The sequence below is a fragment of the Ruegeria sp. BA2 genome (assembly GCF_056539605.1).
Genome location: NZ_JBQFVE010000019.1, coordinates 19756 through 36335, shown reverse-complemented (window position 1 = coordinate 36335; position 16580 = coordinate 19756). Strand labels below are relative to the sequence as shown.

The following is a 16580-nucleotide window of genomic DNA, read 5'->3' as shown; positions in this document are numbered from 1 at the left end:
GATGCGTTGGTCCCTGCTCATACCGCTCCTGCTCGGCTCGCCCCTTTGGGCGGCGGACTGGGATGTGCCCAACCGGGCGGGGGCCATCAACGAGATACTGGCGCAGGCGGCGGATGGAGACACCCTCCGCCTGAGCCCCGGTGTCTACACAGAAACACTGGTTCTGGACCGGCCCGTCACGATTGACGGGCTGGGACAGGCCACCATTGATGGACAAGGTGATGGCAGCGTCATCACCGTGACTGGGCCGGGCGTGACCCTGCGTGGGCTGACAGTGATCGGCTCTGGCTCGGACCATGACGGGATCGACAGCGGTATCCAACTGACCAAGACGGCCCACGCGCCGGTGGTCGAGGATAACGTGCTGCTGGGCAACCTTTATGGCATCGACATCCACGGGGCCAAGGACAGCATCGTACGCCGCAACCGGATCGAGGGGCGGCAGGACCGCCACATGAACGCGCGCGGCAATGGGGTTTATGTCTGGAACGCACCCGGAGCCGTAGTCGCCGACAATGACATTCAGTTTGGCCGCGATGGGATTTTCGTAAATTCTTCGAAGAAGAATTTGTTCACCGGCAACCTGTTCCGCGATCTGCGTTTTGCGGTGCATTACATGTATGCCGACAATTCCGAGGTCAGCAACAACGTCTCGATCGGCAACGATCTGGGCTATGCGGTGATGTTCACATCGAATGTCAAAGTCACCGACAATGTCTCGATTGACGACCGCGAACATGGCGTGATGCTGAACTATGCCAACAAGAGCGTCATCACCGGCAATGTGGTGAAAGGTGCGAAAGAGAAATGCACCTTCCTGTACAATTCGAACAAAAACGAGTTCACTGACAACTGGTTCCAGGGTTGCGGCATCGGCATCCACTTTACCGCCGGCAGTGAACGCAACCGGATCGTCGGCAATGCCTTTGTCGGCAACCGGACTCAGGTGAAATACGTCTCGACCAAATGGGTCGAGTGGTCCGAAGACGGGCGCGGCAATTACTGGTCCGATTTCGCCGCCTATGATGTGGATGGCAACGGCATTGCCGATGCCCCTTATCGCCCCAATGACAGTATGGACCATGTGCTGTGGACCCAACCCGCAGCCAAATTGCTGCTCGGCTCGCCCGCCGTGCAGCTGGTGCGCTGGTCGCAATCGGCCTTCCCGGCGCTGCTGCCGGGCGGTGTGATGGACAGCAACCCACTGATGCAAGCCCTTGAACCCCCAGCTATGAAAAAGGTGCCTCATGACGGATAAGGCCCTGTCAATTGACCATGTTCTCAAGGACCGAGGGAAAACCCGCGTTCTTGACGATATCACCCTGTCTCTTGCCCCCGGCCAGCGCGTTGCGCTGCTGGGCCATAACGGCGCGGGCAAGTCGACCCTAATCAAATCCATCCTCGGCCTAACACCGATCCATGGCGGAGCCATTCGGATCGGGATCGCCACCCCCGGTAGTGCTCAGGCGCGTCGCGAGACGGCCTATCTGCCCGAAGCGGTGTCGTTTCATCCCGCCTTGACGGGCCGCGAGCAATTGACCCTTTTCGCGCAGCTTTCAGGCGTAAAAGCCGATGTGCCCGGTTTGCTGGATCGTGTCGGCCTCAGCGATGCGCTGGACCGCCGGATCGGCACCTATTCCAAGGGGATGCGGCAACGTCTGGGTCTGGCGCAGGTGCTGCTGGGCCAACCGAAAGTGGCCTTGCTGGATGAGCCGACAAGCGGGCTGGACCCGATTTCTCGGCAGGACCTGTACGCCATCATCGACGAACTGGCCGCCCAAGGCACCGCCGTTCTGATCGCGAGCCATGCGCTGACCGAGGTCGAGGCCCGCACCGACCGCATCGCCATCATGCGCAAGGGCCGGATGGTGGCCGATGACACGCTGACCAACCTGTCGGCGCTGGCCGGTCTGCCGATCCGCCTGAAAGTACGCGCCAGCACCAATCCTGATGTGCTGGCCGCTGAATTAGGCGGCAGCCGGATCAATGGGGCATCCGTTGAATTGCTCTGCTCACCCGAAGACAAGATGGAGGCGCTGCGCCGGATCGCCGGGTTGGGCGGCGCGGTCGCGGATGTGGAAATGACGCCGCCCAAGCTGGAAGACCTCTATCGCCACTACGCACAGGAGGGTTTGCAATGACCCGCTTCCTCGCCATCACCCGCACTGAAATGCTGATCCTACGCCGCAACCGCTGGCTGCTGGTTGCAACGCTGATCATGGTTCTGTTCGCTCTGGCACTGACCTTTGCAGGCAGCGCCCCAACCGGCACGCTGGGGGTCGACATGTTGACCGTTTCGGTGGCCTCGATGACCACGCTGTCGGTTTATCTTGCGCCGCTGCTGGCGCTGATGATCGCCTTTGACGCCATCGCCGGCGACGTGGATCGCGGCAGCCTGTCACTGCTGCTGTCTTACCCGGCAGGGCGCGGAGAAATCCTGTTGGGCAAGTTCACCGCCCATCTGGCCGCGCTGGCCTTCGCAATGACCATCGGTTTCGGTACTGCAGGTGCGGTGGCGTCGTTCTTTGGTGGCGCGGGGCCGGAAAGCCTGATGGCTCTGGTGCGCCTCATCCTCACTTCGATCCTGTTGGGCGCTGTGTTTCTGGCGCTTGGATACCTGCTGTCCGCCTTGGCAAAGGGGGCCACGGCCGCGGCAGGTTTGTCGGCCGGGCTGTGGCTGGTTTTTGTCGTCCTTTATGATTTGGGCCTGTTGGGGGCCGTCGTCATGGACAAGGGCGGCACCTTCACCCAATCCGTCTTTCCTTGGGTGATGGTGGCCAACCCGGCCGACGCTTTCCGTCTGTGGAACATCGCCGCAACCGAAGGCGTTGCGATGGCGTCAGGCATGACCGGAGCTGCGCAGGCCCTGCCCGTCTGGGCCGCGCCTGCCTCGCTGCTGCTCTGGCCGCTGCTGGCATTCGTCCTTGCCCGCGCCGCATTCCGGAGGGTTGAGCCATGAAACGCTTCTGTCTGGTCGCATTGATCGCGCTTATCGCCTGTAAAGAAGAGGTGGCCGAGGCCCCCGGTCCAGTGGACCTGACCCCCGATGCGTTGAGTTTTTTCTGCCAGATGAACATCGCCGAACATGGCGGGCCGAAGGGGCAGATCCACTTGGAAGGCTACCCCGCACCTTTATTCTTTGCACAGGTGCGCGACATGGTGGCCTATCTCAAAAGCCCCGAGCGGGACGCGAAGATCACTGCCGTCTACGTCAGCGACATGAGCGTCGCGCCCAGTTGGCGGCAACCGGGGATTTCGAACTGGATCGACGCAGAGAGCGCCAGCTTTGTGGTTGGGGCCAATGTCGCCGGTGGCATGGGTGCGCGCGAAGTGGTGCCTTTTGGCGATCCCACCGCAGCCCAAGCGTTCATCGCCGATTATGGCGGCACGACCCTGCCCTTGTCCGACATACCAGATACCGAGGTTCTGGGCCCCGTCGATCTCGATCTTGTGCTGGAGACACCCGCATGACCTTTCTGACACGCCGCCGTTTCCTGAGCATTTCGGCCGCCTGCGCTGCCTTGCCTGCAACGGCTGGTGCCGTTGCACAATGGCGCGGTATTGCATTGGGTGCACCGGCCAGCTTGCAGCTTGAAGGTGTGACCAACACCGACGCTGCCCCAATCTTCGCCGCGGTTGAAGCTGAGTTGGATCGGTTAGAGGCGATCTTCAGCCTTTATCGGCCCGAGTCAGAATTGTGCCAACTGAACACGTCGGGACTCCTGAAACACCCTTCACCCGAGCTTTTGAGCCTGCTCAGCCTCTGCGACGTTCTGCACGATGCATCGGACGGCGCATTTGATCCGACAATTCAGCCTTTGTGGAGCGCGCTTGCTAGTGGGTCTGGTGCATTGGAGCTGAAAACAGCCCAAGACGCAGTTGGTTGGCAGAAGGTGTCAGTGACAAGTAATGAAATCCGATTGCCTAAACCGGGTGTCGCCGCAATAACTCTGAATGGCATCGCACAAGGAGAAATAACGGACCGCATCGCCAACCTGTTACGGTTGTTCGGCTTGCAGAATGTGTTGGTGAACATGGGCGAAATTGCCGGAATGGACAACCGCACCGACGGTGCTGCTTGGCAGGTCGGACTGGCCGGTCCAAATGACGTTGTGCTGAGCAGGATAGAACTGCATAACCGCGCCGTTGCCACTTCGGTCCCCGGTGCCATGCGCATGGCGGAAAGGTCGGGGCATATCTTCGATCCAATATCTCTTTTGGTGTTTCACGAGGCTGTTTCAGTTTCAGCACCTACTGCCGCATTAGCGGACGGGCTATCCACCACATTGTGCGTGACCCCGACTGAGCGGATCAACTTGGTCCTATCCCAGTTTCCCAATGCGAGACTCGAAGTGTTGGTTTGATTAAACATGTGAGCTGATCGAAAAAAAGTGTCGCTTTCCCACCCGGCCAAGTGAAGTACGAAGCTTTCTTAGCTTGGTTCTGGTTGATCGAAATCACTGCTGCGGTCGGAGTATTCGCTGATCAAGCTTAATTTCGGTTTTCTGCACAGAGCCAAGACTTTGCAAATCCGGTTTCTGCGCATCAGCGACATTTGTCGACAACTCAGCCTCGCGAATTGAGATCACATTTGAAGCTGCTCGTTTGCTGGCAAATGCCGATGCGGAATTCACAGTGCTTCATGTGCAGGAACCGATCCCTGCATATGTGGCATCTCAGATACCCGAGGAAGTTCTGGCAAATACGCGAAAAGAACTTCAGGAAGGTGCTGTCAGACGAATTCGAACCAGTCTCAGTGTGCCGCGGGAACCGCGAACCTATCCGGAACAAAGTTGACGCCACTCGGCGAGAGCGGCGGTGCGTGTCAGCTTGAAGGTATCTCTGCTGCTTAGCGATCTTTGCTGGTTGAAGTGGTTGTAGACGGAAGAGTGGACGGAGGCGAATTTCTGTAAACTTCGCATGCGCCTGAAACGTTGCATCGCGCGTTCGCGTCGTCGAAACGGCAGGTGCGAATTCTCGACGCGGTTGTTGAGCCACCTGCCCGTCTGTTGTTTTTCGAGCGCGCCCATTTCTCTGAGCGCAGCCTTGTAGGAAGCGAAGCGATCTGTGACGATCTCTTCGGCGCAACCGTGCCGCTTTATCAATTTCTTGAGGAATTTCAGTGCTGCAGCTTTGTTTCGGCGTTTGGTGACAACGGCTTCCAGCACCTCACCTTCGTGATCAACAGCCCGCCAAAGATAATGCCGCTTGCCATTCACCTTCACGAAAACCTCGTCAACGTGCCACTTCCATTTGGAGAAGGCGCGCAGTTGCTGAACACGCTTCCGTCGGATCTCAGCTGCAAACATTGGACCAAACCTGTTCCACCAATATCGGACGGTTTCGTGGCTCACGTCGATGCCTCGCTCGTGCAACAGATCTTCGACGTTCCGAAGCGAGAGCGGGAAACGGATGTACAGCATCACTGCAATGCGGATGATCTCTGGGCTGGTTTTGAAGTACTTGAAAGAGGCCGGATTGGTCATGGGCAAAAGCTACGCAACAACCCTAACTCGCTCAACCAAAGTTCTTCTGACAAGACCTTTTCAGTTTCATTGACTCCGATTTTTGGGATCAACGAAAGAGCGCACGCTAAAGAACTGACAGACAGTTTTTCCCCGCAAATCTCGAACTCCGTAGACAAGCAGTCCGATGCTGGCGTTCACGACTTGGCCTTTTGCTTGGTCGGCTGACCACATGTGGGACAGTGATCGACCTGTGATATTGTTTCGGCATGCACGCGGTTTCGGATATGATCGGCAGCGCGGCGCGAGAGACCCAATTGCTTGCGAACTGAGTCAATCTCTTTCTCATCGGCCTCGCAGATATCGCCGTCTTCCAAGGCCTTTCGAAATTCACGTTCCAGGCTGGCCCGTCGGCGGTGCAATTGGTCGTTCAGGCCGCTGGCAATGATCCCTGCAGGCAACGCAGCCATACCGATGCCAATCACGGTGATCGCAGCGCCGAAGATCTTACCGGCAACTGTCACGGGCGTCACGTCGCCATAACCAACGGTCGTCAGCGTTGCCATCGCCCACCACATCGCTGCGGGGATCGAACCGAAGGCATCCGGTTGCGCTTCGTGCTCGGCCAGCCAAGCACCACTGGCCGCAAAAATCAGCATCACCATCAGGATGAAGAAACCTGCAAAAAAGGCGCCAGCCTCTTCCTCAAACACAGCAAGCAGCATGCCGAGCGCGGGGGAATACCGCGTGAGTTTAAGCAGTCGCAACATGCGGAAGGTACGCAGCAGACGCAGGTCAACCGGGAAGATCAAGTAGAGCAGCGCAGGTAAAATCGCTAGTAAATCGATGATGGCGATCGGGGAGACGGCCCATGCAGCGCGCGTTTTGTAACTTGGATTTTCAGTGGCGACCCACAGCCTTGCCGCGTATTCGACCACGAAGACAAACAGAGAAAGACCCTCAAAGAGGTTCAGAGCGAGGCCCCAACGGAAATATATGGAGTCAACCGTTTCCAGGATAACGGCGGCCACGTTCAGCGTGATTAGGGCAATTAGAGCTATTTCAAGCAACCAGGGACCGGTGGCCGCCCGGTCCGGGCGCTCGAGCCACCAATAGACTTTTCTTTTTAGATAGCCTGAACTTGTAAGTGCCTCACTCATGTCGAAACTGCGTCCAGGCGCGCGTCAGGGGGATCGCGATTTGCGATAGCAAAGCTGTCCCCCAGATCAGATTGCCTAACAAAGAGGGGACATGTGGGACGACAAAGAAACAGATGATTGCCAGCACTATCCCGAATACACGCACGTCCCATCGCCCGAAATCCGACGCCAAACGATGTTCTATGACGTTTTGAAGCACCCAAAGCATGGCAATGTAACCGGCAAGACCGAAACAGCCTATGGCGGCATATTCGGTTGGATATGGCTCCCAAAATCCGACTTTGACCTCGGCAGCAAGAGCCACGCCGACCATGACGCCGCAAAGCATCAAAATCAGGTGCGCAAGCCACCAGATGACCAACGTCGACACCTTTTTGTCTTTTGGTTTGGCATTGCCGACAAAGTCGAAATAGATCCAACACATCACGAACATCGAAACGCCACCGATGACGAAGTTGACGAGTACGTCCGGTGATACTTTGTAAATTCCTTTTTCGGACAGGGTGACGACCAGTTTGAAGAACCCTTCGCCTAATACGATCAACGTTAAAAGAGCAAACCGTTCAGCCATATGGCCAAGACGCGGGACAAACCTCTCGAAACGCAGGACTGTGACACCGGGGATCATATACATTGCCTGCGTGGCCACCATTGCGACGGCAAACACCCAGTAAGCAAGAGGAGCAGGCAAAAAGGCTGCAATCGCAAAGATCACCGCAAAGACCGAGAAATTGCGGATCTGGGCCGTCGACATCGACTCGCCTGATGAATTGGCCCGCCGGGCTCGATAGTACAGCGCCGCGATCATGGCCCTGTTCGCAGCAAATCCTAACGCGAAGAAAACCCAACCATTTCCGTCAATAGCCGGGATCGCCGCTGCCATGAACATCACCGTGCAGATCATCACGGCCATAATCAGCCGATGCCAAAAGTCGGTACTGACGTAGATCGAGTTGAATATGCTGAGTTCGCCCCAAGCGTACCAGAGCGTTATGAAGACTCCGGCGAACACAAGAAACCCATGCAGATCGAGATGATGCGACAGGTAATTGCCCAATAGAAAGATCGTCACGACGTGGATCAGGTCGTAGAACAGCTCGGCCCAGTGGACATGGTCGTGCGCGTGGTCGAGGTCTTGGTGATGTTGCGGCTTCCGCCAGATGGGGTGATCATGCAGTGCCATAAATTAGGAACTCTTCCAAGTTGAAGGGCTGTAGCGGCCGGCATGCGGCCACTCCGACTGAGTTTTTAATTTAAGAGGAAGGTTGTCGCGGAGACTTACGTCATGCAACCCCCACAATGGTTGTTCAGCGATGGCAGGCCGGGCGACACCTGTCCGATCGTGGTTTTTTTGCGCCGGAAGTGCCTGGTATTCACTGGTGTCACGCGGCCCTGTCGTCTCGTAGATGCAGCAGGATGCGGGCGTAGTTTTCCTCGCCCTGCGCACCGGTCACGAGGTGACGTTGATCGAACACCATTGCAGGCACGCCCCGAACACCTTGGCTGATCCAGAATTGCTCTTTTTGGCGCAAGTGATTGGCCCGATCTTGGCTTTGCAACATGTCTAGCGCATCCACGCGGTTCAGCCCGATGCCTGCGGCCGCGTCGGCGAGAACCTGCATGTCCGAGACGTCCTCGCGACGGGTGAAGAAGGCCGCAAAAAGTGCCTGCTTCATCTCGTGGCCTTTTCCTAGTTCCGTTGCCCAGTCAATCAACTGATGCGCTCGGAAGGTGTTATACATCCGCATGTCATCGGCGTAGTTGAACTTGAACCCAAGTGCTGCGCCCATCTCGCTGAGGCGGGCACGCGCCTTGATCGATCCTTCCAAAGTGGTCCCGTATTTTGCCGCCAGATGTTCGCGTAGGTTCTCGCCACCCTCGGCCATCTGCGGGTTCAGCTCGAATGGATGCCAATGGATATCTAGTTCGGTCTGGGTGTCGCGCGCAGCTTTGGCAAGTTGGTGGTAGCCGATCACACACCAAGGGCAAACAACGTCTGACACGATATCGACGCGAATGGGCAGAGCAGCTTGCACGGTTCAGGTTCCTTTTACATCGCTGGAAAAGCGCGACGCGTTTTCCTTAGCAAAGGCGCTGGCATCTGCGTTGGTATCCCAGAATTGGGGGTTGGCCTTTGGGATGGTCAACGCCCGTTGCACGGCCGGCCGGGCGTCAATACGGTCGAACCAGGCGTTCAGATGCGACAGGTCCGACACATCTACCCTTGCCCAGACATATGCACGCGCCCATGGGAACAGCATCATGTCAGCTATGGTGTATTCGTCTGCAGCAATCCATTCGCGCCCGTCCAGACGAGAGTTCATCACCTCCATCAAGCGGCGGCTTTCGTCCACGTAGCGACGGATTGAAAAGGGCTCTTCATGGCCATTAGGCGCAGCGATGTGCTGGAAATACATCGCCTGTCCCATCATCGGTCCTACGTGCCCAACCTGAAACAGCATCCATTGCATGACCTCGGACCGTTTGACCGGGTCCGATGGCAGAAATATTCCGTATTTCTCGGCCAGATACCACAGGATCGCGCCGGATTCGAAAATCGCGCGCCCTTCCGAACGGTCTTCGATGGTCGGGATCTTTCCGTTCGGGTTCAGCGCCAGATAATCCGGCGCTTTTTGTTCCTGTTTGGAAAAGTTGATGTGAGTCAGGTCGTAAGGGACACCTGCCTCTTCCAGAAAGATGACCGGCTTGTAACCGTTCATCGTACCGGCGGTGTAGAGATGGATATCAGGCTGGGACATGTTCAACCTCGGCAAACGTGGTTTTCAGATGCGCGTCAAATCGAGCGAAATCGGTGTCGATTTCCGGGTTCTTCATTACATCAAATGCCGCAAAGGTCGGAAGCGGCTGCATCGCAAAGAACTTTGCGTTCAGGTGCATCGGGCGCAGCAAATCATCGACGCTACCACCGGCAAAGAACGGTTCGGCCTCATTGTTAAACGCTTCTTTCGGGGCGTTGAACGTCACTGAAAGCATGTAAGTCTTATCGCTCAGCGCACCTCCCATCCCATAATTGGCCTTCGGTGCTTCTGCCGTCCGACCGTCACCGGTACTTAGCCGCCCATCCATTCCAGCGGTGTAAACTTCATCCATGTATTTCTTGAAAACCCACGGAACGCCCATCCAATTCACCGGAAACTGCATGATGACCGTATCGGCCCACATGTGCGCCTCAACCTCAGCATTCGCGTCATAGCCGTCGGCGACAGTTGCCACGCGTACCTCGTGACCCATTGCGGTAAGCATGTCGCGCGCGCGCTCCGTTAGGCTGGCGTTCAACTGCCCGGGGGCGAATTCGTAGGGCTGAGTACCGTTCACGATCAGGATTTTTCTCATGTCCATATCCTATTTGTGTAATCTTGAACCCTTGACTTTCTTCGGGCTCAGAGAGCATTTGATGGTACAGGTGTTGGAAATCAACTAGTATACTTTTGGTAACCTAGTTGCCTAAGCTAAAGGATGACGATGCGAGCGCGGATTGACGAAGATGCCAAAGGGCGCCGACTGGTCTCGGAGGCCTGTGTGGAGCCATGTGCAATAGAACGAGGTATGCGGATCATTGGCGGAAAATGGACCGGGTCTATCTTGTGGCACCTCAAAGATGGTCCTGTGCGTTTCAACGATCTGTCGCGCATGATCGGCGGGGCAAGCAAGAAGATGATCACCGAGCGATTGCGTCAACTTGAGGAGCAGGGCTTGGTTGCGAGGCAAGTGATGGATACTGCCCCTATTTCCGTTCAATATTCCATTACCAAGTTTGGCTGCACGGCGCTTGGATTTCTCGATGAACTGCGAAAGTGGAGTGAGGAGTTACCCAACGGTTTGAATCGATAGCATCGGTGTGTGTTTTAGTTTCTTCTGATCGCCGTTTGTCAAAATGCAACGACTCGATTTTGATGTGTACAGTTCCCTTCAGACGTCTTGGTCGCGTCAGAGATTTCTTCCGTCATAGATTATGTCAGGTAGGCGAAGAGCGTCCAACTCATCTATGCATCCCAGGTTAACTCGATAGTGGCCCGGGTTCAGTCGCGTCTCGACGAATGTATGAATTCCGCAGCGACTGCAAAAATAGTGCCGCGCCGTTTCTGTGCCAAATTGGTAAGTTGACAGAACACCCTGCTCACACCTGATCTTAATTTCTTCAGGCGGGATAACCGTTGCACTCATCACCATGCCTTTGCGGGAACATAGTGAACAATCGCATCGCATTGCATGATCGATGTCGGGTATCGAAAACGTGAATTTTACAGAACCGCAATGACAGCTGCCTTGGAATTTTTTCACCTTTCACTCCACCGGTTGAGTGCGGAAAGAGCGCCCACAAACGATCTGTAGTCACTCAAGGATTGTTCACACTTTTATTCGGCCACAATTGGGCCTGTATCCGGAACTGTAGAGGTAAGTCCAACTGCGTTCCTGCGGCTACCGTTGATGATTGCCTTGATCAGAGCAAAGCCGATCAGCGCCATTGCCAGCCTTCCGGTCATCTGGACCGGAAGGCGTAAGGGTATCAAACACTCTAGCGGAATTCACTTCCAAGCTTGGAATTCGTTACCGCCTGAAGCATTCTTGGAAACGTATGTCACTACGGGAACCAACTGTCGACAACAGCCGAGTTGTCTTCAACCCATTGCTTTGCAAATGCTTCGGGGTCCTTTTTCTCGACCGCCAAGGCAAAGGACATTTCCGAGAGCATCTCGGTCTCCAACTTGACATTGCTTAGCATTGCGACGGCATCAGGCTGCGCGCTTTCCAAACTGGTCGCATAACTGACATGAAGATCGTCAGTATCCCAGGCGACGCCGGCGGTCGATTTCTCCAACCAGCCCGGGATCGAGTTGGGCGGCACGATAATCCACTTTGAACTTACGTGCGCTGGCTCGCTCAGAACGACAAGGTCGTGCACTTCGAACATGTAGTGCGGCTGATAACAATAGAATACGACATTCTCGTTCTGTCCGACAGCAGCCCCCAGTTCTGCCAAGGCGTCGGCTTCATCCATGATCCTGAGGCTCATAGTCTTGTGATAGCCGTAGGAACGTGCACGGACTTGTTCGATGGAAGTGGAAGTCCAACCTTCAGCGCCGATCCAGACTTCACCTTTTCCGTCTCCGTTACTATCAAATTTCTGAGCCATTTCCGGATCGGAAAGCTGCTTGATATCCGTGATACCAGTGCGTTCCGCCGTGCCCTTTGTCACGCACATTCCTTGCGCCCCCTTGGGGCCACTGGACTTTACCTGAACCGTTTTTCGGCCGTCGACATATTCCCGTCGAAGGTAGTCGAGACTGGGCAGCCAGACCTCAGGGTGCACATGCAAAGTTCCGGCATCCATAGCCGCAAACATGGCTGCATTGGTGCTGTCCTGCAATTCGACATCCAAGTCCAGCCGACTTTCCAAGGCAACCTTCAGAATATGTGCGGTGGCTTCCCCCGATGGCCAGTTCGGGACCCCAATGACCATGTCGGCCGCCGAGACCGTAGAAGCGGCAGTTACCGCGGACACCACACTGATAGCTGCAAAAGATTTACGCGTTTTCATCTCGAAGTCCTTTCATCACTATCAGGTTTCATTCCGCAGCAGATGCCGGGGCGGTGGTCGGTACACCTTCGGCAATTCTTCGGCTATCGTTGTAGATCGCTTTGATCAGTGCAAAGCCCATCAGAACCATCGCCAAACTGAATGGCAAAGCCGCAATAACCATCGCGGTTTGAATGGCTCCCAGACCCCCAATGACAAGCAGGGCTCCGACCACCAGTGCCAGGGCGACACCCCAGAAATAGATGTGCGGCTTGGCTTTCGGGCCGTCATCGCCCGCGGCGTTGATTGTATTTACGATCAAAACAGCGGAGTCTGCCGTGGTCACGAGATATGTCAAAAGAAGTACCACAACGATAACTGAGAAGACCCATGTCAGATTGTCGTTGAGAATAACGGCCAGTGTCGCAAACAGCTGGTCTGAGATTCCCGCGCCCAGAATCGAGCCCCCAGCCTCACCTGTAAGTTCAAGGTGGATGGCCGTACCGCCAACAAAGGCGAACCAGATGAAACACATCATTGCCGGGACAAGCATTGCACCCAACACAAACTCGCGCACTGTGCGCCCTCGCGAAACCCTGGCAAGAAACAGACCAACGAATGGGGTCACCGCGATCCACCAGGCCCAGTAAAAGACCGTCCAGCCGCCTTGCCAGCCGGCGAGTGCGGCGCCCGTTTCGGTTCCATCATCTGACCAGACGGTAAAGCTGATTCCCGGCAGTGCCAGCAGGTAGTCCCAGATACCGACAAACATGGCCTGCAGACTGAAGAATGTTGCACCGAAAATCAGGAAGAACGCCAACAAGAAAAAGCTCAGCCCCATATTGATATTGGAGAGCCATTTGATCCCCTTGCCGACACCGGAAAGTGCGGACAGGGTCGATGCACCCATGATAACCACAAGGGCGAAGATGATGGCAGCAAAGGACGCTTTTTGTGTTCCTCCCTCATCGGTCACCAGCAACCAGTCACCGAAACCAATCCGGTTAAGGCCGGCTACAAACTGCTCGACACCAAAGCCAAGGGTCTGGGCAACGCCCAGGATAGTTGCCACTACGGCTACGATATCGATGACATGACCAATTGGGCCCGAAAGCGACTTGCCGAAAAGCGGGATGAGCGCGGTGCGCACCGTAAGTGGCAGGCCCCTGCGGTATGAGAAATACGCGAACCCCAGCCCGGCAATTGCATAGCATGCCCAAGCCGATAACCCCCAATGCGCAAATGACCAGATATAAGCTGACCTTACGGTTTCAGCCGTCTGAGCGGGCACGTCTCCCATAATCACGTGGGGGTTGTTTTGAAAATGGTAAATCGGTTCGGCTGTCGCAAAGGTCAGCATCCCAATGCCGATCCCGGCGCTGAACATCATTGAAAACCAAGAGAAATTCGAAAATTCAGGCCTTTCATTGTCCTGACCCAACCGAAGCCTGCCAGAAGCCGGCAATGCCGCCAGAACAAGGCAGAGTATGAGGAAAAACGATACTGCGTAGATGTACCAAGAGTTAAAGCTCGCCAGAATGAAGCCATTCAATGTTCCTAGTGTCTCTGCAGCACTCTCCGGAAAGGCCACGGCCCACACGATGAGCAAACCCACCAGGATTTTCGCGGACACGGCAACGTTCTTCGAGAACCCTTCATAAAAGCCGCTCTCTGAAACTGGAATGTCCAATTCGCCTAAAGGTGGTTTCATACTTTCCTCCATTGTATGCTAATTTTGAACCGTCAGCGGACCGTGTCATGGGTTTGCTGGCGGCCTTTGGATATTGCGAATGCCAGCTAGGCCGTTTCTCCCATCAGGCGCTTATCGAGCGGGTAGGTCGAAATCGTTTCGAACCCGCTTTCAGTTACAACTCCCTGATCCTCCAGCTTGACCATGTGGTCGCCGCCGACCTCACCCACCAGCGCTTCGACACACAGCGTCAGCCCAGGTTCGAGAATGGCGTCGAAGGCGCCGTCCACCAGTCGGTCGGGATAGGCGATCAATGGCCATTCGTCGCACAGGCCCACACCATGCATCGGAGAGGAATATTTCAGCGCCTGATACTTGTCCTGCAGCACATGCAATGAGCGTGTCAGCTCCTCCATGTGGAGGCCGGGGCGCAGGAGCGCCGTGTTGTAGCGGATGTGCTCGACGGCCTCGGCGTAACTCTCGCGCATATGTTTCGGCGCCAGTTCGTCACCGATCCACCATGTACGGCTGAGGTCCGCGCAAATGCCATATGGCCCGATCAGATCAGTGTCGAAGGCGAGGATCTCGTTCTCGGCGATGACCCGGGGCCCACATTCCTGGAACCACGGGTTCGTGCGTGGCCCCGAGGTGAGCAGCCGTGTTTCGATCCATTCGCCGCCACGCTTGATGTTCTCGGCATGGAGCACGGCCCAGACATCGTCCTCGGTCACCCCGCCCTTTGGAATTTCTGCGCGCGCGAACTCTTCCATGGCGGCCATCGAACGCTCGCAGGAATGTATGGCGCAGCGCATGGCGCGTAACTCGTGCTCGGTCTTAGTGCCCCGTGTGCGTTCGGTCACTTCTTCGCCGTCGCGATACTCCAGCCCCGCTCGGCGGATCGCGTCCAGTCCCGCAGGCTGGATCTTGTCGATCCCGATCTGTGTATAGCCCGGCGCATGGGTGGCCAGCAGATCAGCCACCTCAGCGGCGAAGGCGTCGGCCGCTGGCCCAATCCGGTCGCCACGGGCGAAATAGAACATGTCAGCGCCAGATCGGCTCTCGCGGACGAGCGGATTATACTCGGCGAGGAAAGGCGCGTTCTTGTAGTCCCAAAGCACCATGTATCCGCCGGCACAGAGCAGGCAGGCCCGGAACGGGTTGTGGGTGTTCCACAATTGCATGTTCGTCGTGTCGGTCGCATAGCGGATGTTCAGTGGATCGAACATCAGCAGACCCCCATAGCCGCGGGCCACGATGGCGTCGGTCAGGCGCTTGTGGCGGGCCTTGCGCATCTCGGTCAGGTCGGGCAACGCTAACCCCGCCTCGCGCCATTCAGCATGGGCAAGTGCGGTCGGCCCAATCTCGACCCGGTCGCCGTCATTTGCCGTCCCATCGCCAAGACGAACGCCCTGGCTAGGGTCGATCTTGCGCCGATCACTGTAATGGGTGTTCATTTTGTGATTTCCTTTCAGACGCTTGATTGCAAGCAAGAAAAGCCGCGTCCCGACTTGCGCGGCCTTTCATTCAAGCTGCGTTCATAGCTTGATCTGCGAAGTCCCCCCATTGTCGTAAGCGGGGTGCGATTTTCTGCGGTATTATTGACCGGGACACCGAAGGCATAAGAGATCGTTCTGTGTTCTGCTTTGCCGCCGTCACAGTTTAGTTCCGTAGTGACCAGTGTTGTCTGAGTTGATTGCAACGCCGTTCTCCGAAGCTAGTGCGCAAGCACAACCTTTTCTTCTCGAGGCGCTATGCCGAAGTGCCTTCTGTAGTGTTTGGAGAACACGCTTTGTGTTGAGAATCCGCAGGCCGTAGCAACGTCGATCACGCGCATCTGGGTTTGCTGCAGCAATACGCGTGCCCTCTCGAGCCTTAGAACCATCATGTAGGTTTTTGGGGTCATTCCCAGATATCGGCTAAACAACCTTTCAAGTTGCCGTGTCGATATCCCAACCTGACGAGCGATAACCGACGGTGAAACAGGCTCTTCCCAGGTTTCCTGCATATAACTCAGTGCTTTGGATAGCTTTTCGTTCCGGTGTTTCGGACCATAAAGACTGGAGATACTCTGACGGCAATTTCCGTCACGCATAGACCCACAAAGGAGCTGGTCAGCAACCTGACTAGAGGCTTCCGGACCTGCTTTTTGGCGGATCAACGCAGAAAAAAGGTCCAGAGTGGCGGCACCTCCCCCGCAGGAGACGATATTTGAAGCCTCTTCAAAAATTGTGCAGGTAGGCTCCAGATCCAGATAGCCTTCCTCAAAGACAGGCTTCATTCTCCAGTGTGCGCTGATGGGCCCTTCGATCGCTATGCCGATCCGGGCGAGAAACAGTGCACCACCTCCTAGACCGCATAGTCGTGCTCCTAGTCTTGCGGCTTGCCTTAGCCAAGCCGCAGTCCTTCCTGACTTAGAGTAGTTTTGGGAATTGAAGGCGCAGCAAACAACGATGCAATCTTCACGGTGCACATCAGGCAGGGCACTATCGACTGCTACTGTCAGCCCTGAAGAAGATTTTATGCTATCGCCCGTTTCGCTGGCTGTTTTCCACTGAAAGAAGGCCTTACCCATTGCTTCGTTGGCGGCGGCCAGAGAGTCGATGCCGGATCCCAGTTCCAATGCCGAGAACCCGGGCATCAATAAGAATACGAAGCGGTTCACCTCAACAAGTTCACTTAGAACCACATCTATGTCTTTCTCTGGCCGCCCCATGGTTTTTCTCCTG

Annotated in this window: 18 protein-coding genes; 6 read left to right on the top strand and 12 right to left on the bottom strand. The window is 56.0% G+C overall.

Translation table 11 applies throughout. From position 1 onward, the window contains the following. The first annotated feature begins 1 nt into the window (after position 1). The 5 genes from ACR0NN_RS23515 to ACR0NN_RS23495 are packed head-to-tail and all read left to right on the top strand — an operon-like array spanning position 2 to position 4364. On the top strand, positions 2 to 1258 hold the full coding sequence (locus tag ACR0NN_RS23515; RefSeq protein ID WP_480685661.1) for a nitrous oxide reductase family maturation protein NosD: 1257 nt from the start codon (positions 2 to 4) through the stop codon (positions 1256 to 1258). Continuing rightward, positions 1248 to 2141, top strand: a complete 894-nt coding sequence (locus ACR0NN_RS23510) for an ABC transporter ATP-binding protein (protein WP_170723792.1) — start codon at positions 1248 to 1250, stop codon at positions 2139 to 2141. Before ACR0NN_RS23515 ends, ACR0NN_RS23510 begins: the two co-directional genes overlap by 11 nt. Further along, on the top strand, positions 2138 to 2959 hold the full coding sequence (locus tag ACR0NN_RS23505) for an ABC transporter permease (RefSeq protein ID WP_170723791.1): 822 nt from the start codon (positions 2138 to 2140) through the stop codon (positions 2957 to 2959). The genes ACR0NN_RS23510 and ACR0NN_RS23505 overlap by 4 nt, the downstream gene beginning before the upstream one ends. After that, a complete protein-coding gene (locus ACR0NN_RS23500) occupies positions 2956 to 3471 on the top strand; it encodes a nitrous oxide reductase accessory protein NosL (protein WP_170723790.1) in 516 nt (171 codons plus the stop codon). Before ACR0NN_RS23505 ends, ACR0NN_RS23500 begins: the two co-directional genes overlap by 4 nt. After that, positions 3468 to 4364, top strand: coding sequence for an FAD:protein FMN transferase (locus ACR0NN_RS23495; RefSeq protein ID WP_170723789.1), 897 nt, complete (start codon positions 3468 to 3470; stop codon positions 4362 to 4364). Before ACR0NN_RS23500 ends, ACR0NN_RS23495 begins: the two co-directional genes overlap by 4 nt. Before the next feature lie 414 nt (positions 4365 to 4778). On the opposite strand, the gene ACR0NN_RS23490 is transcribed toward ACR0NN_RS23495, so the two are convergent. From ACR0NN_RS23490 to ACR0NN_RS23465, 6 genes are all read right to left on the bottom strand, one after another. Beyond that, positions 4779 to 5486, bottom strand: coding sequence for an IS6 family transposase (locus ACR0NN_RS23490; protein WP_170723426.1), 708 nt, complete (start codon positions 5484 to 5486; stop codon positions 4779 to 4781). A 176-nt stretch (positions 5487 to 5662) separates the two neighbouring features. Next, positions 5663 to 6625, bottom strand: coding sequence for an ion transporter (locus ACR0NN_RS23485; protein WP_170723427.1), 963 nt, complete (start codon positions 6623 to 6625; stop codon positions 5663 to 5665). Further along, positions 6618 to 7808 carry a low temperature requirement protein A gene (locus ACR0NN_RS23480; protein WP_170723428.1) on the bottom strand — a complete coding sequence of 397 codons (1191 nt, stop codon included), beginning with the start codon at positions 7806 to 7808 and terminating at the stop codon, positions 6618 to 6620. Before ACR0NN_RS23480 ends, ACR0NN_RS23485 begins: the two co-directional genes overlap by 8 nt. A 199-nt stretch (positions 7809 to 8007) precedes the next feature. After that, entirely contained in the window at positions 8008 to 8661 is a 654-nt protein-coding gene (locus tag ACR0NN_RS23475; RefSeq protein WP_259462648.1) for a DsbA family oxidoreductase, read from the bottom strand. A 3-nt stretch (positions 8662 to 8664) separates the two neighbouring features. Next, positions 8665 to 9384: a glutathione S-transferase N-terminal domain-containing protein gene (locus ACR0NN_RS23470; RefSeq protein WP_170723429.1), complete on the bottom strand. Its 720-nt coding sequence runs from the start codon at positions 9382 to 9384 to the stop codon at positions 8665 to 8667. Continuing rightward, on the bottom strand, positions 9371 to 9979 hold the full coding sequence (locus tag ACR0NN_RS23465) for an NAD(P)H-dependent oxidoreductase (protein ID WP_170510850.1): 609 nt from the start codon (positions 9977 to 9979) through the stop codon (positions 9371 to 9373). The genes ACR0NN_RS23470 and ACR0NN_RS23465 overlap by 14 nt, the downstream gene beginning before the upstream one ends. A gap of 213 nt (positions 9980 to 10192) precedes the next feature. Here ACR0NN_RS23465 and ACR0NN_RS23460 point away from each other — a divergent pair, with 213 nt between their 5' ends. Then, positions 10193 to 10477 (top strand): winged helix-turn-helix transcriptional regulator, encoded by a 285-nt coding sequence (locus ACR0NN_RS23460; protein ID WP_480685657.1) that lies wholly within the window; start codon positions 10193 to 10195, stop codon positions 10475 to 10477. Between the two features lie 96 nt (positions 10478 to 10573). Here the strand turns inward: ACR0NN_RS23460 and ACR0NN_RS23455 are convergent, their stop codons facing one another. The 6 genes from ACR0NN_RS23455 to ACR0NN_RS23430 form a co-directional block, all read right to left on the bottom strand. Further along, on the bottom strand, positions 10574 to 10927 hold the full coding sequence (locus ACR0NN_RS23455; RefSeq protein ID WP_170723430.1) for a GFA family protein: 354 nt from the start codon (positions 10925 to 10927) through the stop codon (positions 10574 to 10576). Between the two features lie 74 nt (positions 10928 to 11001). Beyond that, positions 11002 to 11130, bottom strand: coding sequence for a hypothetical protein (locus tag ACR0NN_RS23450; RefSeq protein ID WP_480685655.1), 129 nt, complete (start codon positions 11128 to 11130; stop codon positions 11002 to 11004). Positions 11131 to 11228: 98 nt separating this feature from the next. Next, on the bottom strand, positions 11229 to 12149 hold the full coding sequence (locus tag ACR0NN_RS23445) for an ABC transporter substrate-binding protein (RefSeq protein ID WP_480685653.1): 921 nt from the start codon (positions 12147 to 12149) through the stop codon (positions 11229 to 11231). Positions 12150 to 12213: 64 nt separating this feature from the next. Further along, positions 12214 to 13875, bottom strand: coding sequence for a BCCT family transporter (locus ACR0NN_RS23440; RefSeq protein WP_480685651.1), 1662 nt, complete (start codon positions 13873 to 13875; stop codon positions 12214 to 12216). A gap of 86 nt (positions 13876 to 13961) precedes the next feature. Beyond that, entirely contained in the window at positions 13962 to 15308 is a 1347-nt protein-coding gene (gene dddP / locus ACR0NN_RS23435) for a dimethylsulfonioproprionate lyase DddP (protein WP_170723432.1), read from the bottom strand. Between the two features lie 260 nt (positions 15309 to 15568). Next, a complete protein-coding gene (locus ACR0NN_RS23430; protein WP_170723433.1) occupies positions 15569 to 16567 on the bottom strand; it encodes a GlxA family transcriptional regulator in 999 nt (332 codons plus the stop codon). Positions 16568 to 16580 lie beyond the last annotated feature (13 nt).

Bases quoted from the DNA above. Each gene is read 5' to 3' on its own strand.
- ACR0NN_RS23515 (WP_480685661.1), top strand. From the start codon at position 2: ATGCGTTGGTCCCTGCTCATACCGCTCCTGCTCGGCTCGCCCCTTTGG.
- ACR0NN_RS23430 (WP_170723433.1), bottom strand. From the start codon at position 16,567: ATGGGGCGGCCAGAGAAAGACATAGATGTGGTTCTAAGTGAACTTGTT.
- ACR0NN_RS23470 (WP_170723429.1), bottom strand. From the start codon at position 9,384: ATGTCCCAGCCTGATATCCATCTCTACACCGCCGGTACGATGAACGGT.
- ACR0NN_RS23450 (WP_480685655.1), bottom strand. From the start codon at position 11,130: ATGACCGGAAGGCTGGCAATGGCGCTGATCGGCTTTGCTCTGATCAAG.
- ACR0NN_RS23505 (WP_170723791.1), top strand. From the start codon at position 2,138: ATGACCCGCTTCCTCGCCATCACCCGCACTGAAATGCTGATCCTACGC.
- ACR0NN_RS23480 (WP_170723428.1), bottom strand. From the start codon at position 7,808: ATGGCACTGCATGATCACCCCATCTGGCGGAAGCCGCAACATCACCAA.
- ACR0NN_RS23490 (WP_170723426.1), bottom strand. From the start codon at position 5,486: ATGACCAATCCGGCCTCTTTCAAGTACTTCAAAACCAGCCCAGAGATC.
- ACR0NN_RS23500 (WP_170723790.1), top strand. From the start codon at position 2,956: ATGAAACGCTTCTGTCTGGTCGCATTGATCGCGCTTATCGCCTGTAAA.
- ACR0NN_RS23460 (WP_480685657.1), top strand. From the start codon at position 10,193: ATGCGGATCATTGGCGGAAAATGGACCGGGTCTATCTTGTGGCACCTC.
- ACR0NN_RS23465 (WP_170510850.1), bottom strand. From the start codon at position 9,979: ATGAGAAAAATCCTGATCGTGAACGGTACTCAGCCCTACGAATTCGCC.
- ACR0NN_RS23495 (WP_170723789.1), top strand. From the start codon at position 3,468: ATGACCTTTCTGACACGCCGCCGTTTCCTGAGCATTTCGGCCGCCTGC.
- ACR0NN_RS23440 (WP_480685651.1), bottom strand. From the start codon at position 13,875: ATGAAACCACCTTTAGGCGAATTGGACATTCCAGTTTCAGAGAGCGGC.
- dddP (WP_170723432.1), bottom strand. From the start codon at position 15,308: ATGAACACCCATTACAGTGATCGGCGCAAGATCGACCCTAGCCAGGGC.
- ACR0NN_RS23510 (WP_170723792.1), top strand. From the start codon at position 1,248: ATGACGGATAAGGCCCTGTCAATTGACCATGTTCTCAAGGACCGAGGG.
- ACR0NN_RS23485 (WP_170723427.1), bottom strand. From the start codon at position 6,625: ATGAGTGAGGCACTTACAAGTTCAGGCTATCTAAAAAGAAAAGTCTAT.